Source organism: Aquabacterium sp. (genome assembly GCF_029946005.1).
GTDB lineage: Bacteria > Pseudomonadota > Gammaproteobacteria > Burkholderiales > Burkholderiaceae_C > Aquabacterium.
This window is the reverse complement of the sequence record NZ_JAQSDR010000032.1, coordinates 92219-116995: the sequence shown is the minus strand read 5'-3', so window position 1 is coordinate 116995 and position 24777 is coordinate 92219. Positions and strand designations below refer to the sequence as shown.

General features: G+C 64.5%; 20 protein-coding genes. 10 read left to right on the top strand and 10 right to left on the bottom strand.

All coding sequences use genetic code 11. From position 1 onward, the window contains the following. Positions 1-4 precede the first annotated feature (4 nt). Positions 5-2101: a VWA domain-containing protein gene (locus PSV38_RS15620; protein WP_300548979.1), complete on the top strand. Its 2097-nt coding sequence runs from the start codon at positions 5-7 to the stop codon at positions 2099-2101. On the opposite strand, the gene PSV38_RS15615 is transcribed toward PSV38_RS15620, so the two are convergent. Together PSV38_RS15615 and PSV38_RS15610 are read right to left on the bottom strand one after the other, a co-directional pair. Continuing rightward, a complete protein-coding gene (locus PSV38_RS15615; RefSeq protein WP_300548978.1) occupies positions 2098-3906 on the bottom strand; it encodes a type II/IV secretion system protein in 1809 nt (602 codons plus the stop codon). The genes PSV38_RS15620 and PSV38_RS15615 overlap by 4 nt on opposite strands. Then, the gene (locus PSV38_RS15610; RefSeq protein WP_300548976.1) at positions 3903-4670 is read right to left on the bottom strand and encodes a spermidine synthase; all 768 of its coding nucleotides are present in this window, start codon (positions 4668-4670) and stop codon (positions 3903-3905) included. Before PSV38_RS15610 ends, PSV38_RS15615 begins: the two co-directional genes overlap by 4 nt. 137 nt (positions 4671-4807) lie before the next feature. Between PSV38_RS15610 and PSV38_RS15605 the strand changes: the two genes are divergently transcribed. The 4 genes from PSV38_RS15605 to PSV38_RS15590 are packed head-to-tail and all read left to right on the top strand — an operon-like array spanning position 4808 to position 8168. Further along, complete coding sequence (locus tag PSV38_RS15605) at positions 4808-6412, top strand: carboxylesterase/lipase family protein (protein ID WP_300548974.1); 1605 nt, start codon at positions 4808-4810, stop codon at positions 6410-6412. Between the two features lie 8 nt (positions 6413-6420). Next, positions 6421-6966 (top strand): DNA-deoxyinosine glycosylase, encoded by a 546-nt coding sequence (locus tag PSV38_RS15600; RefSeq protein ID WP_300548972.1) that lies wholly within the window; start codon positions 6421-6423, stop codon positions 6964-6966. Continuing rightward, the gene (locus PSV38_RS15595; RefSeq protein ID WP_300548971.1) at positions 6963-7523 is read left to right on the top strand and encodes an MOSC domain-containing protein; all 561 of its coding nucleotides are present in this window, start codon (positions 6963-6965) and stop codon (positions 7521-7523) included. Before PSV38_RS15600 ends, PSV38_RS15595 begins: the two co-directional genes overlap by 4 nt. Positions 7524-7553: 30 nt before the next feature. Continuing rightward, positions 7554-8168: a hypothetical protein gene (locus PSV38_RS15590; protein ID WP_300548970.1), complete on the top strand. Its 615-nt coding sequence runs from the start codon at positions 7554-7556 to the stop codon at positions 8166-8168. Positions 8169-8184: 16 nt separating this feature from the next. On the opposite strand, the gene PSV38_RS15585 is transcribed toward PSV38_RS15590, so the two are convergent. Both PSV38_RS15585 and PSV38_RS15580 read right to left on the bottom strand, forming a co-directional pair. Next, positions 8185-8949 carry an SDR family oxidoreductase gene (locus PSV38_RS15585; RefSeq protein ID WP_300548968.1) on the bottom strand — a complete coding sequence of 255 codons (765 nt, stop codon included), beginning with the start codon at positions 8947-8949 and terminating at the stop codon, positions 8185-8187. Between the two features lie 56 nt (positions 8950-9005). Continuing rightward, positions 9006-9698, bottom strand: coding sequence for a hypothetical protein (locus PSV38_RS15580; RefSeq protein WP_300548966.1), 693 nt, complete (start codon positions 9696-9698; stop codon positions 9006-9008). Between the two features lie 191 nt (positions 9699-9889). Between PSV38_RS15580 and gshA the strand changes: the two genes are divergently transcribed. Continuing rightward, entirely contained in the window at positions 9890-11428 is a 1539-nt protein-coding gene (gshA, locus tag PSV38_RS15575) for a glutamate--cysteine ligase (protein WP_300548965.1), read from the top strand. 7 nt (positions 11429-11435) lie between these two features. On the opposite strand, the gene PSV38_RS15570 is transcribed toward gshA, so the two are convergent. Next, positions 11436-12683 (bottom strand): DEAD/DEAH box helicase, encoded by a 1248-nt coding sequence (locus tag PSV38_RS15570; RefSeq protein ID WP_300548963.1) that lies wholly within the window; start codon positions 12681-12683, stop codon positions 11436-11438. Between the two features lie 259 nt (positions 12684-12942). On the opposite strand from PSV38_RS15570, the gene PSV38_RS15565 reads away from it, so the two are divergent. Together PSV38_RS15565 and PSV38_RS15560 are read left to right on the top strand one after the other, a co-directional pair. Next, the gene (locus PSV38_RS15565; RefSeq protein WP_300548962.1) at positions 12943-13896 is read left to right on the top strand and encodes a triacylglycerol lipase; all 954 of its coding nucleotides are present in this window, start codon (positions 12943-12945) and stop codon (positions 13894-13896) included. Between the two features lie 76 nt (positions 13897-13972). Further along, entirely contained in the window at positions 13973-14902 is a 930-nt protein-coding gene (locus PSV38_RS15560) for a lipase secretion chaperone (RefSeq protein ID WP_300548960.1), read from the top strand. Positions 14903-14907: 5 nt separating this feature from the next. Here PSV38_RS15560 and PSV38_RS15555 read toward each other — a convergent pair whose 3' ends face one another. The 5 genes from PSV38_RS15555 to PSV38_RS15535 all read right to left on the bottom strand — a co-directional run bounded on the left by PSV38_RS15555 (position 14908) and on the right by PSV38_RS15535 (position 21991). Further along, positions 14908-17133, bottom strand: a complete 2226-nt coding sequence (locus PSV38_RS15555; RefSeq protein WP_300548958.1) for a helicase-related protein — start codon at positions 17131-17133, stop codon at positions 14908-14910. Between the two features lie 72 nt (positions 17134-17205). Then, on the bottom strand, positions 17206-18051 hold the full coding sequence (locus PSV38_RS15550) for a TatD family hydrolase (protein WP_300548957.1): 846 nt from the start codon (positions 18049-18051) through the stop codon (positions 17206-17208). A gap of 3 nt (positions 18052-18054) precedes the next feature. Further along, positions 18055-19998, bottom strand: coding sequence for an alkaline phosphatase family protein (locus tag PSV38_RS15545; RefSeq protein ID WP_300548955.1), 1944 nt, complete (start codon positions 19996-19998; stop codon positions 18055-18057). Between the two features lie 51 nt (positions 19999-20049). Beyond that, positions 20050-20745 carry a lipoprotein-releasing ABC transporter ATP-binding protein LolD gene (lolD, locus tag PSV38_RS15540; protein ID WP_300548953.1) on the bottom strand — a complete coding sequence of 232 codons (696 nt, stop codon included), beginning with the start codon at positions 20743-20745 and terminating at the stop codon, positions 20050-20052. Next, positions 20738-21991 carry a lipoprotein-releasing ABC transporter permease subunit gene (locus tag PSV38_RS15535; RefSeq protein WP_300548951.1) on the bottom strand — a complete coding sequence of 418 codons (1254 nt, stop codon included), beginning with the start codon at positions 21989-21991 and terminating at the stop codon, positions 20738-20740. The genes lolD and PSV38_RS15535 overlap by 8 nt, the downstream gene beginning before the upstream one ends. Positions 21992-22025: 34 nt before the next feature. On the opposite strand from PSV38_RS15535, the gene PSV38_RS15530 reads away from it, so the two are divergent. Then, a complete protein-coding gene (locus PSV38_RS15530; RefSeq protein ID WP_300548949.1) occupies positions 22026-23024 on the top strand; it encodes a hypothetical protein in 999 nt (332 codons plus the stop codon). A 19-nt stretch (positions 23025-23043) separates the two neighbouring features. After that, on the top strand, positions 23044-24765 hold the full coding sequence (gene recJ / locus PSV38_RS15525; protein WP_300548947.1) for a single-stranded-DNA-specific exonuclease RecJ: 1722 nt from the start codon (positions 23044-23046) through the stop codon (positions 24763-24765). Positions 24766-24777: the final 12 nt, after the last annotated feature.

Here is a 24777-nt window from a genome sequence, read left to right as displayed (position 1 = left end):
CGCCATGGCCGAAGCAGAAGATGTCATCACCGACGCGGCGCGGCACGCCACGGTCTTCACCCGCGATCTGTGGCGTCGCCACCGTGCCGCGTCGGGTGAGCCGGCGCCGTTGCGGTTGAGCGATGTGGCTCAACGGCTCGATTTGCTGATCGAGGCCGTGTGGGGCCATCGCTTTGCCTTGCGCGCAGCGCAGCCTCCAGCACCGCCTTCGTGGCTGGCCAGGGTGATCTTTCCGCATCGCTTGCCGCCAGGGCTGGAGGCGGTGCCCGCCACGGATGACCACAGCATCTGGTTGCCCGAGTCGTTTGGTCAGCGTGGCAAATTCGCCGAGGACACGATCACCGCCTCCCAGCGATTTCGCACCATGGCGCTGCTGCAGGCTCAGCGCGCCGAGCGCGGGAGTGCCCGCCATTGCCCGGTGAACGCGCCACCCCTGCTGCGCGAGTTGTACCTGGTGCTGGAAGCCCATGCCGCAGACGACGCGCTGGCGCGTCTGTTGCCCGGCATGACCGCGCCTTTGCAAACGCTGAGGCAAGAGGCCCTGGCAAGGCGTCCTCGGCTGGCGATGTTCCCCACCCCGTTGCAGTGGATCGAAGGCCTGGTTCGCGCGGTGCTGAACACCCGCATTGGCCAAGCCATGGCGCCAGGGGCCATGCCGTCAGGCGCCCCTCCCCTCGTGCTGCCCGCCTCACCGGTGGAGGTGCTGGATCACGCGCGAAGCTGGTGCGAGGCATTCGATGGCCTCTCCGCTCCTCACTTGGTCGGCGGCCAGCGCCTGGTGTGGCGCGACTGGTGGACCGGCGATCTGCGCGCGCCACCAGCTCCGCTTCGCGCGGCGTGTCCGCCCGACAGCGACCACGCTGATGGCCCCGACTCGGCCAAACCGCGCAGCGCCCATCTGGCCCGGCGCCCCGAAGTGCGCGAAGCCGAGGACGACGAAGACGAAGACGACCCGCACGTTGGCGCGTGGATGGTGCAAACCGCCCAACCCCATGAGAAGGCCGAAGACCCCCTGGGCCAACAGCGCCCCACCGACCGCGACACCACCACGGCGGCCGAGGATTTCGCCGATGCGCTGTCCGAGTTGCCCGAGGCTCGTTTGGTCTCCACGCCGGGCCAAGCCAAGGAGGTCCTCCTGTCGGATGACCCGCCCGAGTCACAGAGGCGGCAGGCCTGGCGCGGGTGGAAAGCCCCAACGGAGCCAGCCCTGGACCGCTTTCACTACCCCGAATGGGACTGGCAAATTGGCGCCTACCGAGACCCGGGCGCCACCGTGCTGATTCGGACCGCCTCGGCGGGTCCGCAACAGTGGGTGGAGGACACGCTGACCCAGCGCCGCGGCATGCTGCACGATATCCGCCGACGCTTCGAGCTACTGCGCGCCCAGCGGGTGCGGGTGTGCAGGCAACTCGATGGCGACGACATCGACTTGCAGGCCTACACCGAGGGCCATGCCGACTTCCGAGCCGGCCTGCCGCTGTCTCAGCGGCTTTACCAAAGCGAACGGCGCGGTCGACGTGACATGGCCATCATGCTGCTGATCGATGTCAGCGGCTCCACCGACGGCTGGATCGCCCCTAACCGGCGCGTCATCGACGTCGAACGCGAAGCGCTGCTGCTGGTGTGCATTGCCCTGGAGGGGCTGGCCGATCCCTACAGCGTGCTCGCGTTCTCGGGCGAAGGCCCGCAGGGCGTGGTGGTGCGCAACATCAAGCGGTTCGACGAGCGGTACGGTGATGCAGTGGCCCAGCGGATCGCCGGCCTGGAGCCAGAACACTACACGCGCGCCGGTGCGGCGATTCGCCATGCCAGCGCCTTGCTGATGGGGGAGCCAGCGCAACACCGCCTTTTGCTGCTGCTGTCGGACGGCAAGCCCAATGACGTCGATCACTACGAGGGCCGCCATGGCGTGGAGGACATGCGCCAAGCGGTGAGTGAAGCCAAGCTGCAAGGCATCTCGCCGTTTTGCCTGACCATTGACCGGCAAGCACCGAACTACCTGCCCGCCGTGTTCGGCCCACACCAGTACGCGCTATTGCACCGCCCCGAGTTGCTACCGACCGTGCTGCTCGACTGGTTGCGCCGCCTGATGGGTGCCTAGCCTTCCCACTGGGGCGTGTTGCGCAGGATTTCGTCCAGCGTGGTCACCCCCTCGGACACCTTCATCACCCCTGACAGACGCAGAGGACGAAGCCCTTCTTGCGCCGCCGCCTGGCGCAGCTTGGCCATGTCCACCGTGGGATTCATGGCCGCGCGCAAAGGCTCGGTGATGGGCAGCAGTTCGTACAGGCCCACGCGCCCCTTGAAGCCCGTCATGCGGCACTCCAGGCACCCCACCGGTTGATACGGCCGCAAGGTGCCATTCATGCGCCAGGGCTTGATGGAGGCGGCCAAGGTCTCGGGCGCCAGGGCCTCGTCTGGCTTCTTGCACACCGGGCACAAGGTGCGCACCAGGCGCTGGGCGAGCACGCCGATCACCGTGGCGCTGATCAGGTAAGGCGCCACGCCAATGTCGGTCAGGCGCGTGATGGCCGAGACCGCGTCGTTGGTGTGCAAAGTCGAGAACACCAAGTGGCCCGTCAGCGCGGCCTGGATGGCCATCTCGGCGGTTTCCAGGTCGCGGATTTCGCCGACCATGATGATGTCCGGGTCTTGACGCATCAGCGCGCGCAGGCCATCGGCAAAGTTCAGGTCGATGTTGGACTGCACCTGCGTCTGGTTGAAGGAGGCCTCGATCATTTCGATCGGGTCTTCAATGGTGCAGACATTGACGTCGTCGGTGGCGATGCGCTTGAGGGTGGAGTACAGCGTGGTCGTCTTGCCCGAGCCGGTGGGGCCGGTCACCAGGATGATCCCGTGCGGGCGCGACACCAGGCCTTCCCAGATGGCTTGTTCGCCGGGCGCAAAACCCAGGGCCTCCAGCGACTTGACGGTGTTGTCGGGATCAAAAATCCGCATCACCAGCTTCTCGCCAAAGGCGGTGGGCATGGTGGACAAACGCATTTCGATTTCGTCGCCCGCCGGGTTGCGGGTCTTGATGCGGCCGTCCAGCGGCCGGCGCTTTTCAACGACGTCCATGCGGCCCAGCAGCTTGATCCGGGCCGTCATGGCCTGCATCACCGACAGCGGCACCTGGTAGACCGTGTGCAGCACGCCGTCGATGCGGAAGCGGATGGCGCCCATCTCGCGGCGCGGCTCCAGGTGGATGTCGGAGGCGCGCTGGTCGAAAGCGTATTGCCACAGCCAGTCGACGACCTGGATGATGCCCTGGTCATTGGCGTCCAGCTGGCGGTTGGTCTTGCCCAGCTCCACCAACTGCTCGAAGTTGTGGGCCACGCTGTCGCCGGTCTTCTTGTTGGCGTCCTTGACCGACTTGGCCAGGGTATAGAACTCGGTACGATAACGCTGCAAGTCCAGCGGGCTGGACACGACCAGGCGCACATTCTTCTTGGTGTGCGACAGGATCTCATCGATCCAGGCCACGTCCAGGGGCTCGCTGGTGGCGATGGTGATTTCGTTCAGGCCCACCTGAACCGGCAGGCACTTGCGCCGCTCGGCATAGTTGATGGACATGACCTCGGACACGCGGGCCACGTCCACCTTCAAGGGATCAATGCGCAGGTAGCCCAAGCCCAGGTGCTTGGCCAGCCATTCGGTCAGGGCTTCCAGTTCCAGCACATGGTCGTTGTCGGCCCGCTTCAGGCCCATGGTACCCAGGCGCACCAGCGGGTGCTGAGCACTGGTGCCCGCCGCAAATCGCTGGGCGACCCGCTCACCCTCCTTGACCGTGATGATGCCGTCCTCGGTCAACCAGGCCAACAGCCACTTCCAGTCCAACGGCCCCTTGTGCGTCAGGGAGCGCTTTTTGGCGGGCTTGGCGGGTGCGGACGGGCTTGACGTGGTCATGTCGTCGGTCGGGGGGTGAAAGTGGACAAAAGCTTGAGCCATTTTCCCGCCGGCAGCTCGAATCTGTTTTGTAAAGTTTCGGCGCGTTCCGCCAGTATTTCTCGGCTTGGCAGGTCGAACCCCTTCCAGGCCAGGACGATGGTGTTGCCTTCGCGGGTGGGTTTGAGCATGGCCGTGCGGCCGGGGCCGAAGGCAGCAGCGATGCGGGCCGAGCTGACCGCAAAGCTGGCATCGCGGCCAAACAGGTTCACGCTCATCACGCCGCCATCGTCCAGCAGGCGCCAGCAATCGCGGTAAAAGGCCTCGTCGTCCAGCACGGGGCTGGCCGCTTCCTGGTCGTACAGGTCCACGCACAGGGCATCGGCGCTGGCAGCGTGGTCCGGGTTGGCCACGTACTTGGCGGCGTCAAGCTGCACTACGTTCAGGCGCTCGTCGTTGTCCGGCAGGTTGAACCAGTTGCGGCACACGCCGATCACGGTCGGATTGATCTCGACCGCCGTGGTGCTGGCCGCTTTCAGCACGGCGTGGCAATGTTTGGTGATGGCCGCCGCGCCCAGGCCCAGTTGCACGCAACGCGTGTCTGGCAAGGCGGCCAGGTCGCGCAGCAACAACCAGGACATCATGCGCTGGATGTACTCCAACTCCAGCTTGAGCGGTTTGCTGACACGCATGGCGCCCTGGATCCAGGGCGTGTCCAGGTGAAGGCATCTCACACCACGGGATTCCGACAGCGTGGCTTCGGGCAATTTAAGTTTGCGCTTCACAGGTCGATAAGTAGAAACAGTCAAGAGCGTGGCCATCAGTGTCGCACGGGGTGGAAGCCACCCAGGGAGATTGCGAACGCCAAGGTCGCCAGGTAAGCAAGTTTGACTGCGTCCACTTTTGTCATAAGGGATCATTCATGCGACTGACATCGACACTGGGCCGAAGCATTTCGGCCCTGGTGCTGGCCATTGGCGCCAACACCCTGGCCCAAGCGGCCGACCCCATCCTTCACACAGACCAGGGCCAGGCGCGAGGGATCGCCAGCGGTGGCGTCTCCCGCTTCGTGGGCCTACCGTTCGCAGCGCCACCTGTGGGCGACCTGCGTTGGAAGGCACCGCAGCCGCCAACAACCTGGGCCCACGTGCGCGATGCCACGCAGTTCGCCAACGTCTGCCCGCAAGAGCCCAGCGCCTTTTCGGGGCGATCAGAAACCGAGGACTGCCTCTACCTGAATGTTTACCGGCCCGACAACAGCAGTGGCCAACCCTTGCCCGTGATGGTGTGGATCCACGGCGGCGGCTATGTGCTGGGCGCCGGCTCTTACTACGACGGCGCCCCCCTGGCCCGCCAGGCCAAAGCGGTGGTCGTGACCGTGAACTACCGCCTGGGCGTGTTCGGCTTCATGGCCCTGCCCGGCTTGCAAGCGGAAAACGCCGCCGCCAACTACGGCATCCAGGACCAGCAAGCCGCCTTGCGCTGGGTCAAGCAACATGCCAGCCGGTTGGGCGGCGATCCAAACCGCGTCACCCTCTTCGGGCAGTCTGCGGGCGGCAACAGCGCCTGTGTGCACGTGGTGTCGCCTGGCTCTGCAGGACTGTTCAATGGGGCCATCTCAGAAAGCGGCCCTTGCGTGCTACTGCGCAATGTGCCACTGGCACAAATCCATGACCAATCCGAAGTGCTGGCCCAGGCCATGGGCTGCCCCAACGGCGCCCATCAAGTGGCTTGCATGCGCCAGCAGAGCACGGTGGCCTTGATGAACGCCACCCCGCCTGATCTGGACATCATCTACAGCAAGCCACCTTGGGTGCCCGCCATCGACGGAGTGATCCTGCCGGAAGCGGCGGACAAGCTGCTCCAGTCCGGGCGCATCAACAAGGTGCCTGTGATGTTCGGTGGCAACCACGACGAGGGCCGCCTGTTCGTGGCACTGACCTTTCACCTGGGCCAGCAACGGGGCGTGACGACCGCGGACCACCGCCAGGCCCTGCGCGGCATGGTTGGCCCCACCTTGGCGCCCTTGTTCACCGACGTGCTGTACTCGCCCGCCCGTTACGGATCGCTCGACAAAGCCCTGGCCGCTGCCGTGACCGACCACTTCTACGCCTGCAGTTCATTCAGCGACGTCAAGACCTTGTCCGGCTTCACCAACGCTTATGCCTTCGAGTTCAACGATCCGAACGCACCCGGTGCCGCACCCGACCCGTACTTCGCGTGGAACGCCTTCCACTCGGCCGAACTGGCCTACATCTTCCAGGGCGAAACGCCTTCGCCGGTGTTCACCACCGCGCAGCAAACCCTGGCCGACCAGATGGTGAAGTACTGGGCCAATTTCGCGGCCAAGGGCGATCCCAACGGACTGGGCCTGCCGCACTGGAGCCGCTTCAACAAGCTCGGCGCACCGGTTCAAGACCTGGCACCAGGTGCGGTGACGACCATGCGCTTTGGGCAGTTCGAGCGTGATCACCAATGCGGCGTGTGGGCCACCGTGCATGCCTTGAGGAAGCTGAACGCGCTATAAACCGGGTGATGAGCACTTCATCACCCCCGGCCCTGCCCACACTGCAGGGCCTGCCGCCAGTCATCACGGCCGACACCCGGCTCGTGGTATTGGGGAGTTTTCCCAGCGTGGCCTCATTGGCCCATCAGCAGTATTACGCGCACCCGCGCAACCAGTTCTGGCCCATCCTCTCCAGCCTGTGGGGGCTGACAGGTGCCGACGACCTGCGCCATCAGCCCTATGAACGCCGATTGGACACGGCATGCGCCCATAGCCTGGGCATCTGGGATGTCTACGCCCATTGCCAGCGGGAGGGCAGCCTGGACAGTGCCATCGCGCAGGCGCAACTCAATGAACTGCACCGCTTGCGTGAATGGGCACCGGGCTTGCAGGCCATCGCGCACAATGGCGGCGAATCGGCCAGGCACATGCGCATCACGCAAGCCTTGGGACTGCCAGTCGTCAAGCTGCCATCGACCAGCCCGGCCAACGCCTCCTGGTCATTCGAGCGCAAGCTGGCTGCTTGGCGCGAGGTGTTTGAAGCGTTCGGCCTCCTTCAGGATTCAGCCCCGTGACCTCACCCATCCCAAACGACCCCAGCAACCTGCACCATCTGGTCCAGCAGTTCCCGCAACCAGGTCGGCTGGAGAGCATCATCCTGCGGCCCGAGCGGCGCGCGCCCACGGTGCAGGTTGACAGCGTTCAGGTGCTGATGAACCGAGGTCTGGAGGGCGACCGCGCCTCGGCGCGCAAACCATCGGCCGCTGGCGGTGGTGGCAAACGCCAGATCACCTTGATCCAGGCCGAGCACCTGCCTGTGATCGCAGCCTTCATGGGCATGCACCAGGTCGATCCCACACTGCTCAGGCGCAACCTGGTGGTCTCGGGCCTGAACCTGCTGGCCGCCCGTGCGCTGTTCAAAAATGAGCCGATGGTGCTGTGCATCGGTGAAGAGGTGGTGCTGGAGATCACCGGTCCGTGCGAGCCCTGCTCGCGCATGGAAGCGCTGCTCGGCCCCGGTGGCTACAACGCGATGCGGGGGCATGGCGGCATGAACGCGCGCGTGATCGCTGAAGGGGTGATGCGTGTAGGGGATTTCATCATCTGCCGAGCCGAACATGGCAGGATCTGAATCCACCAGTTCAACCCCGGGGAGGGGACCATGCCTTACGCAGCACAGATCGTGAAGTACCTGGATGGTGACCTTGAGCCCACAGCCAAGCACATTGCCAACAAGCCCGGCAACACCACGGCGTCGTGGGGGCCCTACTCGGGCAGCAGCACGCAATCTCCGGGCGGCGCCCTGAGCGGCGTCGGGGCAGATTTTCGCCTGGTCATCGTGGGCCATGGCGACCCGCAATCCACCTCCATCGGCAACAACAACCTGAGCGCCAAGAAGCTGGCTGAAGTGGTCAGCATCTGGTTGGGCGGCACGAAAATCAAGCGGATCAGCTTGCACATGTGCCATGGCGGAGGCAACCGAGGCAGCGCCACTGGCGCCGACGTCGAGCAATTCACTGTGAGGCCCCAGAACTCGTTCGCCGCCAAATTCGCCAGCTATTGCGGGCAACTCACCCAGGATGTGACTGCGCGCACCGATTCCGTGGCGGGCACCTTCACCGAAAATGCAAACGGTGGCACCACCAGCTTCAAGCGGACCGTTGGCGGCAGACACAAGGCCCTGGGCGACAAGCTGGTGTTCACCACCAACCCGCAAAGCACGCTGAACGAACCGAAGGACGCGACCCGACAATTTGTGTGGGTCGATGTCGACTAGGTTTGACTCGCCAGCCTCAAGCTTTGGTGATCCGCAAGCCCGCGTCCACCAACAGCACCTCGCCCGTGGTCTTGGCCGCGCCCGCGCCCAACCACCAGGCGGCATCGGCCACGTCCTCGGGGCTGAGCACACTTTCCAGCGCGGCGCGGGCCTTGTAGCCCTGCACCGAGGCGGCATAGCGCTCTTCTCCCAGCCCGTTTTGCAGCCAGGGCGTTTCGACCAGGCCCGGCGCAACGCCATTGACCCTGATCTCAGGGCCCAAGGCCCGCGCCAGACCCACCGTCATCGCATTCAACGCCCCCTTGGACGCCATGTAGGCGATGGACGAGCCCACGCCCATCATCGAAGCCACCGACGAGATGTTCACAATGCCCGCGCCCGGGTTCTTCTTCAACAAAGGCGCCAGGGCCCGGATCATTTGGTAGGCGCCGACCACATTGACGCTGTAGATGCGGTGAAAGTCTTCCGCCTCCAGCCCGTCCAGGTCTTTCAACCCCACGAACTTGGTGGTGCCCGCGTTGTTGACCAGCACATCGGCGCGGCCAAAGCGGGCTTCAACCTCGGCGGCCAGGCGCACGCAATCTTCATTGAGCGCCACATCCGCCTTGACGACCAGCACCTCGGCACCCAGGGCGCGGCACTCTGCCGCCACGGCTTCAGCCGGTGCCGGATCGCGCGAAAAATTTACGACCACGTCCCAGCCATGTTGTGCGTACAAGCGCACGGTGGACGCGCCAATGCCGGACGACGAACCGGTCACGACACAGACTTTTTTGCTCAAGGTGATCTCTCCTGAAGGCCGCCAGGTGCGGCCAGGAAAGATCTTATGCCAGCCGATCAGCGGTCGGAAACCGCCCGACCAATGACCCGGACAGCCGGAGCCAAGCGCACTTGCAGCGCATGGACCAGTCCGTGCCAGCCACCGCGCCGCGCTTGCTGCGACAAGGCCCGGGCTTTCTCGCCCCAGGTGTGGGAGTTGGACACCTCGATGCCCGTCATGGCCCCAGTCCACTCGCAACTCTGGACGGTATGCCAATCGCGGCCCAATCGCACCACGCCGTCCTTGTCCATCAACACCACCATCGATCCCTCGATCAAGGGCGCCGTCAATCGGGCAAAAGCATGGGTGCGGATCAAGTCACGGGCCTGATCGTCCGACAGGCCTTTCAGCAAATCGCCCAGCAGGCGTGCCAACTCGGAGGTGTCGCTGAAAGCGGGATTTTGCGGCGCCAGGTGGGCAATGCTGCCGTTGTGCATCAGCATCAGGCCGGGCCTGACGGTGTAGGGGTGTGCCATGTCGTGGTTCACGTCGCCATACGTGGCTTTGCGCAGGTGAATGCAGGCCTCCACGTGGGTGGGCAAACGGCGGTTGTATTCCACCAACTCGTCAAACGCCAAACCACGCGCCCAAACCACCTCGTCGTTTTGCACGAAGAAACCACCCCAGCCATGGAAATTGCGTTCCCAGGCGTTCTTCAAAAAATCAGCGCAAATCGTGCGCCCGGCGGGCTTCTTGATGATGAGGCACATGGGTGTTCAAAGACAGGTCGGCCAAGCTTCTGCAACTATGGAACGAAATGGGCTGGCGGACACCGTAAAGTACGCGACTTTTCTCGCCTTAATCAGAACATTTTGACGCAACCACATGCCACGAACGCATCGCCAGCAGGGTTTGGCCAACTCTGGTACCTTCGCGTCCAACACGATTCAGGAGACCGAGCGTGACCAGCTTTGATGAACGCTTGCGTACGCTCTCGCCCGAGCGCTTGAAAGGCATCCGCCGAGGCATCGAAAAGGAAAGCCTGCGCGTGCACCCCGATGGGCACCTGGCCTTGACCCCCCACCCGGCCGCCCTGGGTTCGGCCCTCGCCAGCCCCAGCATCACCACCGACTTCAGTGAATCCCAGATCGAACTGGTCACGGGCGCCCACCGCAGTGTGTCGGCGGCCATCGCCGAGTTGACCCAAATCCACCAATTTGTGTACCGCTCACTGGCACAAAGCGGCGACGAACAGTTGTGGGTCAGCAGCATGCCCAGCATCCTGCCCACCGACCAAGGCATCCCCATCGGCCGGTACGGCACGTCGAACGTGGGCCAGGCCAAAAGTGTGTACCGCATTGGGCTGGCTAACCGCTATGGCCCGCGCATGCAGACCATCTCCGGCATCCACTACAACTGGTCGCTGCCGGGCATGTCCAACGAAGATTACTTCGCGCTGATCCGCAATTTCCGGCGCCAGTCGTTTTTGCTGCTGCTGCTGTTCGGGGCCTCGCCCGCCGTGTGCCCAAGCTTTGTGGCCGGCCAACAGCACGGCTTGGACACCCTGAGCGACCGCACGCTTTACCTGCCCTATGCAACCTCGCTGCGCATGGGCCGACTGGGCTACCAGAGCGATGCGCAATCGTCACTCTCGGTCAGCTACAACGGCCTGGAAGGCTATGGCACCTCGCTGCAGGATGCCCTCACGCGCAGCTACCCGCCCTATGAAGCCATTGGCATCCAAGGCCCGCAAGGCGACTACCGCCAACTCTCCACCACCTTGCTGCAGATCGAGAACGAGTTCTACGGCACCATTCGGCCCAAGCGCGTGATTTTCCCGGGCGAACGCCCACTGCACGCCTTGCGCGAACGCGGGGTGGAATACGTGGAGGTGCGCTGCATGGACCTCAACCCTTTTCTGTCCGTTGGCATCGACGACAACACGGCGCGCTTTCTGGACACCTTCCTGCTGCACTGCCTGCTGCTGGACAGCCCGCCGGACACGCCCGCCGAGATCGCCGAGCTGGCGCGCAACCAGCACCGCACCGCCTCACGCGGCCGCGAACCTGGCTTGATGCTGGAACGCCAAGGCCGCGAGGTGCTGCTGACCGACTGGGCCCGCGAGATCATCGGCCAATGTGAACCCATCGCGCAGGCGCTGGACGCGGCCCAGGGAGGCTCTGATCACCTGAAGGCCTGGCAAACCGCGCTGGATGGACTGAACCACCCCCACACCCTGCCTTCTGCCCGCGTGCTGGCCGCCTTGACGCAGCAGCATGACAAGGTCTACGTGGATTTTGTGCGCGCCCAATCAGCGCAGACCCAGCGGACTTTGCTCGACGCCCCCTGGGACGCAGAGCAGCAGGCGCATTTCGAACAGATGGCGCGCGAGTCGATTCAAGAGCAGGCACGCATCGAAGCGGCGGACACCATGCCCTTCGAAATCTACCGGCGCGAGTACCTGGCCACCAGGCGGCTCGGCACGGTGCGCAAAGACTGAGGCGCCTTCAATTGGACGAGCCGCCGCGTGCCGCCGCCGCGCGCAGCTTGTCCTTCTTGCTGGGGCGCTTGCCTTTGATGCCGCCGTTGAGGTCGGCCACCGGCAATGCCACCACATCAACCGGCTCAAAGCCAGGGATTTGCTCGCGGGGCAGCCGGAGTCCCTGGCGCTTTTCGATCAGCCTGAAATGCGCTTCGGCATCGGCCGTGACAAAACTGATGGCCACGCCACTTTGACCCGCCCGGCCCGTGCGGCCAATGCGGTGCGTGTAATCGACGGCCGAGCGCGGCAGGTCGTAATTCACCACGGCCGGCAAGCGTGCGACGTCAATGCCCCGGGCCGCCACGTCGGTGGCCACGACCACCTGCAGGCGCGAAGCCTTGAAGTCCGACAAGACCTGGGTGCGCGCGCCCTGGCTCAGCTCGCCATGGAAGGCCTGCGCTTGAATGCCCGCCAGCCCCAGCTTGTGGGACACGAGCTCGGTGGCGTACTTGGTGGCCACGAACACCAGCACCCGTGTCCACCCCTGCTCTTTGATCAGGTGACGCAGCAAGGGCGTGCGTTTGGCGGTGTCGACCTCGATTGCCCGCTGCAGGATGTCCGGCTTTTCTTCGGGTTCGGCCTCCACCTCAATGCGGACCGGGTCGCGCAGCAACTGATCCGCCAGGCTCTGCACCGCCGCAGGAAAAGTGGCTGAGAAAAACAGGTTCTGGCGCCGAGCGGGCAACTCGTCCAGCACGCTGGCCAACTCGTCGGCAAAGCCCAGGTCCAGCAGGCGGTCGGCCTCGTCCAGAACCAGGGTTTGGACATCGCCCAGCTTCAGCGCGTTGTGCTCGATCAAATCGAGCAAACGTCCAGGCGTGGCCACCACAATGTCGGCGCCACCGCGCAAGCCCATCATTTGCGGGTTGATGGACACGCCGCCGAACAGCACGGCCACCTTCAAAGGTTCGGGCAGGTACTGGGCCAGGTGGCGGAAGGTGTCGCCCACCTGGGCGGCCAATTCGCGGGTCGGCACCAGGATCAGGGCATGCGCCCGGCGAGGCCGGTCGCGGCGAGTGTCCGCCAGCCGCTGCAGGATGGGCAAGGCAAATGCCGCCGTCTTGCCAGAACCGGTTTGCGCGCAGCCCAGCACATCCACACCCCGCAGGGCGACGGGGATGGCCTCGGCCTGGATGGCCGTGGGCTCAAGATAAGCCCGTTCGCGGGTGGCGCGAACCAGGGCTGGGGACAAACCTAGAGACTCGAATGACATGGATGGCCGTGCTGATTGCTGGATAAGCCGAGGTTACCCGAGCAAAGCGGCCACCCAGCCACTGTTTCACTGAGGTGCGGGCTTGTGCATGCGCTGGTGATGCCGCTGGCCCTGTGACATGTCTTCTCCCTGAACCCCCAGTTTCTCGGGGTGGGGACAACCCCGAGATTCAAGGGTTACCACCCGAGGCACGTTCACCGTTCCGCGAGACATTCGTCACACAGATCGCCCAATCAATAACGAGCTAAGGAACAAGGCCATGACATCGATTTTCTCCATGCGCGCTGTGTGCGCGGCCGTTGCCGTCGCTGGCGCCGCCATCATCGCCGCCCCCGCTGTCCAAGCTGCCACCACCACGGGCTCCAAGACCAAATACCCGCTGGTGCTCGTGCATGGTTTCATCGGCTTTGACAACATCCTGGGCATTCAGTACTTCTACAACATCCCCAACAGCCTGCGCAAGGACGGCGCCACCGTTTACGTGGCCTCGGTGAACCCTTCGCAAACCACCGAATTCCGGGGTGAAGAGCTGGTGAGGCAGCTCCAGCAATGGGCCGCCGCCGATGGCGTCAAGAAGTTCAACCTGATTGGCCACAGCCATGGCGGCCCCACCGTTCGCTATGCAGCGGGCACGGTGCCTTCCATGGTGGCCAGTGTGACCACGGTCGCCGGCACCCACTTTGGCAGCAAGGTCGCTGACGACATCCTGGCCGGCACCACGCCTGACGGCACTTTTGACAAGGTCGCCACCGGCGGCCTGCAACTGATCGGCTGGCTGACCGGCAACGGCACCTACAAGCAGGCCGACCTGCTGACCGCCCTCGGTGCCCTGAGCGCGCCTGGTGCTGCAGCTTTCAACACCAAGTTCCCCGCAGGTGCCCCCACCAGCGATTGCGGTCAAGGTCCTGAAGTGGCCAGCGTCAATGGCAACAGCATCCGTTGGTACTCGATCTCCGGCACGGCCGTCAAGACGAATGGCTGGGACATCTCTGACGCCATCCTGGCCTACACCGGCGACTACTTCAAAGGCGAGCCCAACGACGGCCTGGTCAGCCAATGCTCCAGCCATTGGGGCAAGGTCATCAAGGACGACTACCACTGGAATCACCTGGATGAAGTCAACCAGGTCCTGGGCACCATCGGCAAGGGCGATCCTGATCCCGTGGCCTTCTACAAGCAGCAAGCCAGCCGCCTGAAGGCCCTGGCCCTGTAAATTTCCCGGATTCGCGCAGGGGCCAATTTCAGTCGAAGTTGGCCCTTTTTCAATTCAGCGGGAAGAAGCCATGCAAATGCGAAAAACTTGGATCGTCGGCGTGGCCGCGACTTTGGTGGTTGGTGGGGCCTGGCTGCTGTGGCAGCAAGGGGCGGTGACGCCACCAAACGGCTCCTCACCTTTGCACACTGAAAGTGAGAGCACTTGGCGAATCGCCGATGCCGGTCGCGCCTTGGGCCTGGTGGCCGCCAAATCCACGCCAACGGCACGCTCTCCTGATGAGGTGCGCAAGCGTCTTTTCAAGGACGGTTCGTTCGCGGGCACCGAGGCCGCCGGCAATTGGTGCATCGCTGACAAAAAGCTCAAACCTTGTGGCGAGCTGCGCAGCCGTTTCGAGTACTACGTGCTGGGCTTGGGTGAGGTCACCATCGAAGAGATCCGCGGCCTCATCCAGGATGAAGCCCAACGCGAGAACGGTGCGCAACTGGCTGGCGAGATCATGGCCATCTGGGACAAATACTGGCAAGTTCGCACCTATGAGTGGCGCAATAAGTTTGTCCAGAGCGACCGCGCCACCTGGATGCCGGTATTTGAAGAGCAGCGTTCCGTTCGGCGCCAGGTCCTGGGCGCGCCCTGGGCTGAGGCTTTCTTCAAGGACGATGAAAAACACTTCGAGAATTACTACGCGCAGTTGGAATCAGGACAAGCGCCGCCACCGGATCCGGGTGAGCCCGTGCCCCAGATGGCGCCAGGCAAGGACCCTACGGCCGTGCATGCGGAAAGGGTGGCCCGTTACGGAGAAGCCGCAGCCGATCGATTGGCCAAGGCCGACGAGGAGTGGGCGCAATGGGAGGCCCGCCTGAGCGGTGCCCAGCGCGAGTGGGAGCGCTTGCAAAAGGCATCCAACCTGTCGGACGCGCAACGCAAGGCGGAGATCGTCAGCTACGTGAAGTCCAACTTCACGCCCGACGAGCAACTGCGCGTCCAGGCCCTGCTGCGCATCTGACGGGTTCACGGCCGACGTGGACGACCCCGCGTTTGCCACAAGGGCTTCTTGCCCTTGAGGTGGCGCTCGATGCCATCGTTGAGGCGGCCGCGCAGGTCGACCACGCGGTCCAGGTGGCCGTAAACGTTGGGAAAGCGCAGGTCCAGCCACAGCCACAAGGTGCATGAGCGCAGGGCTTGCTCCATGCGCTCCAGGCGGCTGTGCTCATCCACGTCTTCCAAAAACCAGGGGCTGCCGGCTTCGCCGGTGAGTGCGTGGTAATGCGTCCAGTTCAGGAACTCCTGCACCTGCGATTCGGTGCGGGTGTCCACCGGCGCCTGCGCGTAGATGAAGCGTTCGCGCAATGACAGCTTGCCAGCACTGCGGTCCAGTTGCTCGGCCAGGTCCAGCATCTGCTCCAGCTCAGCCACGGCGAAGTGGGCATCGTCAAGCTCCAACTGCTCCATGAAGATGCCGAGCACGTCGCGCAGGCGGTCCTTCTTCAGTCGCGTGGCAATGGTCTCCACATGCCACCAGTTGGGTGCCACGGGGGCCTTGAAATCAATCGGCGCCTTGGGCTGCTTGGGCAGCAGGTCGCGCAGCATGCGCAAGGCGGTGGGTTCGGCTTCCTTGAGCACGCCGACAAAGCCCTCGTCGTGCATGCCGAAACGCCCGGCCCGGCCTGCAATCTGGTGGACCTCGGACACGGTGAGTGGCCGGTCGGTCTGGCCGTCGTACTTGACCATGGTGCTGAACAGCACGCGCCGGATCGGCAGATTCAGCCCCATGCCGATGGCATCGGTGGCGACCAGCACATGCGATTCACCCTGCGCAAAACGCTCGGCCTCGCGGCGGCGCACCTCTGGGGGCAAAGCGCCGTAGATCACCGACACGGCCTTGCCATTGGCGGCGATCTGGTCGCGCAGCATCAGCACTTCGCGGCGGCTGAAGGCCACCACGGCGTCGCCCTTTTTCAGCGCACTGAGCGGCACGGGCGCGGGCATCAACTGCACGTGCTGCTTGCGCTCGAAGTGCTTGACCTCGCAGTCCTCACCGCACAGGCGCAGCAGGTTCTGAATGGCGGGCACGGCATAAGCCGAACAAATGATGATGACCTCATCGGCCGGAACAGCCACGATGGCCTGGGTCCAGGCCCAGCCCCGGAAGGCGTCGAAGATCATCTGGGCCTCGTCGATGACGGCGACCTCGATGAGTTCGGTGGTGCCCACCATTTCAATGGTGCTGGACACGACTGCTGCACCGTCGGCCGGCACGCTTTCTTCACCCGTCAGCAGCGAGCAGGCCACGCCACGCCCTTGCAAGCGATCGCGGCCTTCCAGGGCCAGCAAGCGCAGGGGCGCGAGGTAAGCACCCTTGCTGGCCTTGGCCAGGCGCTCGAAGGCGGCGTGGGTCTTGCCGCTGTTGGGCGGGCCCACGTACAGGGTCACCTTGCGCTGCAGATGGCGGGCTTTCTGGAAGGTGTCGGGGTAGCCATCGAAGGCCAGTTGGTCGTTCAGGTCGTCCAGGGTGTCGAGCTCGGCCTCGTGGTGCTCCCAGCGCTCCAGGGCGCGTGTGCAGGCCGCCTTGAGGCCATCGAAGGGCTGGGGCGTGCCGCATTCGGCTTGCAAGCGCGGCAGCAGCGAGGCCATCTGGCGCGGGTTGCTCACCTTGGCCCGGGCCAGCAGCGCTTGCAGGTGGGCCAGCAGTTCGTCCGCATGCGCGTAGGCAGGTGGCGCGCCCAGGCACTTGATCAGCGTGGGCTTGTCGCCCGTTCGGTAAAAGTCCCAGATCGGCTCGGCATCGATCGGCACCTTGAAGGACACCACCACTTTCCAGCCTTGCTCGGGCACGGGCAAAGTCTGGCTGATCAAACGGTCCCAATCCTGGCCGCGCCGAAACAGCCCGAGCGACTCCAGCGCCGTGCCCCGGTCCTGCATGACCGTGCGCACTTCACGACCGCCACCGATGGCGTCCAGGTGGCGCAAGGCGTGGTCCATCAACTCGGGCGCGATCCAGCGGCTGGGCCGGGCACCGGCGACGGCTTTTTGCAGCAGGATCATGCCGCAGCCATCCAGGTAGTCCTCGAAATCCGGCGTGTTCTCAGGGATGAAATCAGCGGGTTTGACCACCTGCGGCAGGTTGAAGGCGGCCTGCCGGATGCGTCCGACCTGTTCAGCGTTCAGGTGCGGCGGCACGCGGCTGGCGTGGCGGGGAATGGGCAGGCTGCGGGGATCGGGAGCGGTGGCGGACATGGAGGCGGTGCGTGTCCCCGACAAGGGGGAAAGAGGAGGGCGAGAAGGCCGGGGGAAGCGGGTATTGTCCGCTCAGGCGGGAACCAGCGCTTTCAGGCGTGGCAAAGCCTTGAGTGCGTTGGCGGTGGTGAGGTCGCGCGTCTGGTCCAGCGACCAGCCGCGCAAGGTGGCCAGGGTCTGCGCGATGCGGGGCAATTCGGCGGGCTCGTTGCGGCTGGTGAGGCCTTGGGCGCGGTCTTTTTCGAGCACATACAGCCAATGCGGCGGGATGTCAGGCGCATCGGTTTCCAGCACGATGGCTTCGGCGGGCAGATCGGTGGCGAGGCGCCGGATCTGCAAGGCGCGGTCAAAGGTCATGGCGCCGCCGAAACCCAGCTTGAAGCCCAGGTCGATGAAGGCCTGCGCTTGTTGAGCACTGCCGTTGAAAGCGTGCGCGATGCCGCCAACCACGGCCTGGCCTTGCGCCTTTTGCCGCCGCAAGTGCTTCAGCAAATCGTCGGCGCTTCGGCGCACGTGCACGATCACGGGCAATTCGAACTCGAAGGCCAGCGCCAGTTGTGCGGCATAGACGCTGTCCTGCAAGGCATTGCTGGCCTCGTCCTTCAGGCTGTCAACGAAGTGGTCCAGGCCGATCTCGCCGATGGCCACCAGGCGCGGGTCGGCGTGGTGCCGTTGCAAGGCCGCGCGCAATTGGTCGAGGGCATCGTCACCGGCTTGTTTGGCGAACAAGGGGTGAATGCCCAAGGCATAGGTGCCATCGCATTGCAAGGCGGCCTGGCGGGCGGCCTCGAAGGTGCTTGGCATGACGGCCGGCACCACGATCATCCCGACACCCGCCTGAGACGCACGTTCGATCACGGCCTGTCGGTCGGTGTCGAACTCGGGGGCGTCAAGGTGGCAATGGGTGTCGATCCACATGAGCTAAGGCTTGGTCGCAGGCTCCATCTTCAAGGCACCTTCCTTGAACGCCCGGGAGGCCGTCTGATAGTAGGCAATCGCCTCGTTCATCAGTCGCTCATTGACCTCAGCGGGCGTGGTGGCCAAGGTGACCGGGTCCACCATGTAAGCCAGCACTTTGCGCTTGGGCAGCAACACGGTCAACACATCGCCGCGCAGGTAGCCCAGCTCCTGGTAGTTGCTGATGAAGGCCCGGTTGGGATTTTCATTTTCGGCCTCGAAGAAGGGGCGGCCAAAAAAGTGGTCGTCGCCGCTCTTGCCCATCATTTCAACGATGGTGGGGGCCAGGTCAAGTTGGCTCACCGTGGGCTTGTACACCCCCGGCGGCACCATGCCCGGTGCGTAAAAAATCAGCGGAATGTGATACCCATCCACGGGCAGTTTGCTCTTGCCCGCCACCGAGGCGCAGTGGTCGGCGATGATGATGAACAGCGTGTCATTGAACCAGGGCTGGCTGCGCGCATCGTCGATGAATTTGCCAATGGCGTAGTCGGTGTACTTGACCGCGCCATCGCGCCCGCCCGGCGACTTGATGTCAATGCGGCCGTCCGGGTAGGTGTAGGGCCGGTGGTTGGACGTGGTCATGATGTGGGCGAAGAAGGGCTTGTCGCTGGCCGATTCGGCGGTCAAGGTCTTGATCGCGTGGTTGAAAAGCACTTCGTCGGCCACGCCCCATACATTCTCGAACACCACGGCGGCCTTGGGGATGTCAGTGCGGTCGACGACACGGTAACCGTTGGCGTCGAAATAGGCGTTCATGTTGTCGAAGTAGCCATAGCCGCCGTAGAAGAAGAACGACTCCACACCCTGCGGCTTGAGTATCTCGCCCAAGGTGGCCAGGTGTTCGTTGTTGGGTCGGCGCACGATGGCCTGGCCCGGCACGGGCGGTGTGCCCAGCGACAGTGATTCCAGCCCCCGCACGGTACGGGTACCGGTGGCGTACATGTGCTCGAACATCATCCCTTCGCGCGCCATGGCGTCCAGCCGGGGCATGAGGTGCTTGGTCGATCCATAGGTGTCCATGAACGCGGCAGACAAGCTTTCGACCGAGATCAGCACCACGTTCCTCGGTCGGCGTGTGAAGGGCAAGGGGTCGTCGGCCGGGTCTTCGCCCGCTGGCGGGTGGATGGCCTCGCTCAAGGGCTGACGCTCCACGTCCATGGACTTGAGGATGGCATCGGCCTGGCTCTGCGGCATGGTGCGGTAGAACTTGTCGTAGTCCAGCTCATTGCGGCGCATGGCGGCGGCCAGGGTGAACAGGCCATTGCCCGACAGTTCATCGGCATAGGCATTGCCCAAGCCCTGCATTTGATCCACGTTGGTCAGCAGCAGGCTGGCGGTCGGCAAAGCGACGGCGGCGACCCACATCGCCGCGCGTTGTCGTCCCGAAAGCGACTGTTCGTTCAACTTCTTCAAAGGGTGCCGCAGGAAGAAGGTCAGCAGGCCCGCCAGTGAAGCCAAACCCAGCATGATCGCGGGGATGGGGTAGGACTGGCGGATGTTGCCGATGACTTCCTGGGTGTAGATCAGGTAGTCCACCGCGATGAAGTTGAAGCGCGTGGAGAACTCGATCCAGAAGGTCACCTCGGAGGCGGCCCCGAACAACATCAACAGCACGGCGAACCACAACCAGCCGGTGCGCAACACCCGGTGCCAGGCCTGATGCCGCCACAGGTTGGGCAGCAACGCTTCGTAAGCGAACACCGGCGCCACGGCGATGGCGGCCACCGCCAGGTCAAACATCAGGCCCTTGGCAAAAATGCCGGGCCACAGCGCCAAAGGCACGGAAGCCGTGCCCACCAACACCGCCAAGCCCAGGCGCAGCGCCGTGAACACCCCCACCCAGACCAGCACGACGAGCAAAGGCAATCTGGCAGGCGCCAGCACGGAAGACCGGGGGTGAGTCATGTGGAAAACTTCTTTGAGAGAGACACGCGTTACAACAGGCAGCAGGCAGGGTCAGGCCGCCAAACGGCCTTGCACCAGCCGCAAGTAGCGGTCGCAGCGGTGCGCCAGGCTGTCGTCGTGGGTGACCATGACAAAGGCCGTGCCTTGCTCCTTGGCCACTTGCAACATCAGGTCGAAGACGCCATCGGCGGTGCCACGGTCCAGGTTGCCGGTGGGTTCGTCGGCCAGCACGCAGGCAGGTTGGCTGACCAAGGCACGCGCCACGGCCACACGTTGGCGCTCGCCGCCCGACAACTCTGACGGGCGATGCTCAGCACGCAAAGACAAGCCCACCCGGGCAAGCATGGCCATGGCCTGCTTGCGTGCCTCGGGCACCGACAAGCGCCGGATCAACAGCGGCATGGCCACGTTGTCCACGGCCGAGAACTCGGGCAGCAGGTGGTGGAACTGGTAGATGAAACCCAGGTGCAGATTGCGCCAACCACCCTGTTGCGCGGCGTTGAGCTGAGAGAAGTCGCGACCCAACAGTTGCACGCGCCCCGAGGTGGGCGCTTCAAGCCCGCCCAGCAAATGCAGCAGCGTGCTTTTGCCAGAACCTGAGGCGCCCACGATGGACAGAATCTCGCCACGCGAAATGGTCAAGTCCACCCCCTGCAGCACAGTCACGTCCAGCGGGCCTTCGGTGAAGCGTTTGGTCAGGCCCTGCGCCTGCAGGATCAAATCTGGCGACGACATGGGCTCATTCATAACGCAAAGCCTCGGCGGGCTGAACTCGGCTGGCGCGCCAGCTGGGGTAGATGGTGGCCAGGAAGGACAGCACCAGCGAGATCACGGCGACGGGCACGATGTCGGCCGATTGCGGATCGCTGGGCATGCGGCTGATCAGGTAGATGCTGCTGGGCAGAAAATGCACGCCCAGCAGGTGCTCGATGAACTGCACGATGGCGCCCACATTGAAAGCCACCAGCAGGCCCAGGCCCAAGCCGCTCAGCGTGCCCAAGATGCCCGACAGGGCGCCCTGCACCATGAAGATGCCCATGATGGAACCCGGCGTGGCGCCCAGGGTGCGCAAGATGGCGATGTCGGCCTGTTTGTCGGTCACCGTCATCACCAGGGTCGAGACCAGGTTGAAGGCGGCCACAGCCACGATCAGGGTCAGGATGATGAACATCATGCGTTTTTCGACCTGCACGGCCTCAAACCAGTTGCGGTTGGTGCGCGTCCAGTCGTTGACCACGACATCGCTGCCCAGCGACACGGCCAACTCGCCCGCCACCAGGCGCGCATCCTGCGCATCCTTCAGCTTGAGCTGCACGGCCGTGAGCCCGCCTGTGCGGAACAACTTCGCGGCATCGTCGGCATGCATCAGCACCAGGCCATTGTCGTATTCATAGTGGCCCGCGCTGAAAGTGCCCACCACGGTGAACTGTTTGATGCGGGGCACCACACCGGCCGGTGTGACCTGGCCACTGGGCGCCACCAAGGTGATGGGATCGCCCACCTGCACGCCCATGCCATTGGCCAATTCGGCCCCGATCACCACGCCCCAGCCGCCCGGGGTCAGCAGTTGCATGGTGGATTTCAGTTGCGCCGCCAACGGCGTCACCGTGACTTCCTCGTCAGGCACGATGCCCCGCACCATGGTGCCCCGCATGTTCTCGCCCCGCGCGATCAGCGCCTGGGCCGGCACGAAAGGCGCCGCGCCGATCACCTTCGGATTCTGGCGGGCCTTGGCGGCCAGCGCTTTCCAGTCGTCCAGCGAACCGCCATGCGCGTCGTAGATCTCGACGTGGGCGATCACGGACAGCATGCGGTCGCGCACTTCTTTCTGGAAACCGTTCATCACCGACAAGACGATGATGAGCGCGGCCACCCCCAGGGCAATGCCCAGGACGGACACACCCGAGATGAAAGAGATAAAGCCATTGCGGCGGGCACCTCGGCCGGCGCGGGTGTAGCGCCAACCAACTCGCCATTCATAGGGAAGGTTCATGGTGCGCGAAGTGTACTCACTTGATAATCCCCGGATGCCCGCCTCGATTCCCACCCAGCATTTGATCCTGCCTTTCGCGGCCAGCCTGTCCGAACTTGGCCAGCAGGCCCTGCCTCGGCTGGACGACGCCCAGCAATTGCCCCATTTGCACCAACTCCTCGCGCGCCTGAGCCCTTCCCGGCGCTTGGATGGCGACGAATACGCCTTGTCCATGCCCCATGAACGCGTCCTGGCATCAAGCCTGGGTTGGCAAGAACTGGCCGACGGCACCCAGCCCTGGGCAGCGTGGCAAGCGCAAGCCACCGGCATCGACACCAACGACAAAGCCTGGGGCCTGTTGAGCCCCTGCCACTGGCTGATGGGCCGCGAAACCCTGACCCTGCTCGACCCCGACGAGCTGCGCCTGAGCGAAGTGGAGGCCCGCGCCTTCCTGGAGGTGTTGCGCCCCTGGTTCGAAGAAGAAGGCTGGACCCTGGTCTATGCCACCCCGACGCGGTGGTACGCCGCCCACCCCTCGCTGGTCAGCCTGCCCACGGCCTCGCTGGACCGGGTCATTGGCCGCAATCCCGATGTATGGATGCCCGACCACCCCCAAGCTCGTTTGATCAAGCGCCTGCAAAACGAGGTGCAAATGTTGATGTACGAGCACCCCCTGAATGCGCCGCGCGAAGCGGCTGGCCAATTGACCGTCAACTCCTTCTGGTTGAGCGGCACGGGGCAATTGCCCAATCAGGCCGCGCCCGCCCTGCCGGAAGGCTCGCAACTGGTGACGGCTTTGCGCGCGCCGCTGCTGGCCAGCAACCTGGTCGACTGGATCGCGGCCTGGCAAACGCTGGACAACACCGTGTTGAAGGCTGCGTGTGCCGCTTTGGACGCTGGCCAGGCCGTGGACCTGACCCTGTGCGGCGAACGCAGCGCCACCACCCTCAGCCAGCCGCCGCGCCCTTCGTTCTCTCAGCGCCTGATCGGCCACGCTCAGCGCTGGTTGGGCCGCCCCGCCACCTTGCCTTCTGCCCTGCTCGCCACGCTTTGAACCGGCCTCCACCCTCCCCATGAAAATCACCGCCAGAGACGTCCCTGCCCGCACCACCTGGGCCTTGGAACAAGCCGGCGTGCATCCGCTGTTGGCGCGTTTGTTCGCCTCGCGCGGCGTGCGCCACGTTGACGAATTGGACGATGCCCCCGCCAAATTGCTGCCCCCCAGCGAACTCAAAGGCGCGCTGGAAGCGGCCCGCCTGCTGGCCGACGCCATTGAGCAAGGCTTGCACATCTGCATCGTGGCCGACTACGACTGCGATGGCGCCACCGCCTGCGCCGTGGGCCTGCGGGGCCTGAAGATGCTGGGTGCCCGGCCTGAGTTGGTCAGCTTCGTGGTGCCAGACCGTGCCCTGCATGGCTATGGACTGACGCCCCCAATCGTGGACATGGTGCACGCCAAGCAAGCCAAAGTGCTGATGACCGTGGACAACGGCATGGCCAGCCACGAAGCCGTGGACCGCGCCCACGCCTTGGGCATCCAAGTGGTCATCACCGACCACCACTTGCCCGTGGTCAACGCCGACGGGCAGGTCAGCCTGCCGCTGGCCGACGTGATCGTGAACCCCAACCAGCCCGACTGCCCCTTTGCCAGCAAGGCTTTGGTGGGCGTGGGCGTGATGTTCTACGTGCTGCTGGCCCTGCGCGCCGAGCGCCGCCAGCGCGGGGCGTTTGACGCCGCCAGCCAACCCCGCATCGACAGCCTGCTGGACTTGGTGGCCCTGGGCACCGTGGCCGACGTGGGCCGCCTGGACGCCAACAACCGGCGCCTCGTCAGCCTGGGCCTCAAGCGCATCCGATCAGGCCGCATGCAGCCGGGCATCGCGGCACTGTTCGTGGCGGCCGGGCGCGATCCCGCCAAAGCCTCCAGCCAGGACTTCGGTTTCGCGCTGGGCCCCCGCGTGAACGCTGCGGGCCGCTTGGCCGAGATGGGCCTGGGCATCGAATGCCTGTTGACCGACGATGTGGGCCGAGCGCAAGAACTGGCGCAGCAACTGGACGCCATCAACCGCGAACGCCGCGAGCTGGAAACCGGCATGCGCGAGCAGGCCGAAGCGCTGCTCGAATCACTGATGCCCGAGGACGAACCGCCTCCGGCCATCGCCATCTTCGATCCAGAGTTCCACGAAGGCGTGGTGGGCATCGTCGCCTCGCGCCTGAAAGACCGCCAGCATCGGCCCACCTTTGTATTTGCCTTGGGCCAGGACGGCTTGCTCAAAGGCTCCGGTCGGTCGATCCCCGGCTTTCACCTGCGCGATGCGCTCGATTTGGTCAGCAAACGCCACCCGGGCTTGTTGAAGAAGTTCGGCGGCCACGCCATGGCGGCCGGCTGCACCATCCTCGAAGAAGACTTTGACACCTTCGAGCAGGCCATCATGCTGGTGGCCCACGAAGGCCTGGACCCCAGCCTGCTGGCGCGCCAGATCAGCAGCGACGGCCCTTTGGACACGCAGTGGTTCACACCCGAAACAGCCTCAGCGCTGGAGCAAACTGTGTGGGGGCCGGGCTTTGACGCGCCCGTGTTCAGCGACTCGGTCGAAGTGCTCAACCAACGCCTGGTCGGCACACGGCACATGAAGCTGAGCTTGCGGGTGCAAGGCCAGGTGCGCGACGGCATCTGGTTCGGGCGCACGGAACCCTTGCCCGACAAGGCGCATTTGGCGTTTCGCATCGGCCTGGACGAATACCAGGGACGCCAACGCGTTCAGATCATGGTGGAAGGTTTGGCCGACGCTTGAAGGCGAGCCACG

What these genes read in the sequence shown, in the direction of transcription:
- lolD (WP_300548953.1), bottom strand. Translation starts at nt 20,745, where the DNA reads ATGAATGAGCCCATGTCGTCGCCAGATTTGATCCTGCAGGCGCAGGGC.
- PSV38_RS15545 (WP_300548955.1), bottom strand. Translation starts at nt 19,998, where the DNA reads ATGACTCACCCCCGGTCTTCCGTGCTGGCGCCTGCCAGATTGCCTTTG.
- recJ (WP_300548947.1), top strand. Translation starts at nt 23,044, where the DNA reads ATGAAAATCACCGCCAGAGACGTCCCTGCCCGCACCACCTGGGCCTTG.
- PSV38_RS15590 (WP_300548970.1), top strand. Translation starts at nt 7,554, where the DNA reads ATGCCTTACGCAGCACAGATCGTGAAGTACCTGGATGGTGACCTTGAG.
- PSV38_RS15535 (WP_300548951.1), bottom strand. Translation starts at nt 21,991, where the DNA reads ATGAACCTTCCCTATGAATGGCGAGTTGGTTGGCGCTACACCCGCGCC.
- PSV38_RS15555 (WP_300548958.1), bottom strand. Translation starts at nt 17,133, where the DNA reads ATGTCCGCCACCGCTCCCGATCCCCGCAGCCTGCCCATTCCCCGCCAC.
- PSV38_RS15530 (WP_300548949.1), top strand. Translation starts at nt 22,026, where the DNA reads ATGCCCGCCTCGATTCCCACCCAGCATTTGATCCTGCCTTTCGCGGCC.
- PSV38_RS15605 (WP_300548974.1), top strand. Translation starts at nt 4,808, where the DNA reads ATGCGACTGACATCGACACTGGGCCGAAGCATTTCGGCCCTGGTGCTG.
- PSV38_RS15580 (WP_300548966.1), bottom strand. Translation starts at nt 9,698, where the DNA reads ATGTGCCTCATCATCAAGAAGCCCGCCGGGCGCACGATTTGCGCTGAT.
- PSV38_RS15615 (WP_300548978.1), bottom strand. Translation starts at nt 3,906, where the DNA reads ATGACCACGTCAAGCCCGTCCGCACCCGCCAAGCCCGCCAAAAAGCGC.
- PSV38_RS15600 (WP_300548972.1), top strand. Translation starts at nt 6,421, where the DNA reads ATGAGCACTTCATCACCCCCGGCCCTGCCCACACTGCAGGGCCTGCCG.
- PSV38_RS15550 (WP_300548957.1), bottom strand. Translation starts at nt 18,051, where the DNA reads ATGTGGATCGACACCCATTGCCACCTTGACGCCCCCGAGTTCGACACC.
- PSV38_RS15565 (WP_300548962.1), top strand. Translation starts at nt 12,943, where the DNA reads ATGACATCGATTTTCTCCATGCGCGCTGTGTGCGCGGCCGTTGCCGTC.
- PSV38_RS15560 (WP_300548960.1), top strand. Translation starts at nt 13,973, where the DNA reads ATGCGAAAAACTTGGATCGTCGGCGTGGCCGCGACTTTGGTGGTTGGT.
- PSV38_RS15570 (WP_300548963.1), bottom strand. Translation starts at nt 12,683, where the DNA reads ATGTCATTCGAGTCTCTAGGTTTGTCCCCAGCCCTGGTTCGCGCCACC.
- PSV38_RS15620 (WP_300548979.1), top strand. Translation starts at nt 5, where the DNA reads ATGGCCGAAGCAGAAGATGTCATCACCGACGCGGCGCGGCACGCCACG.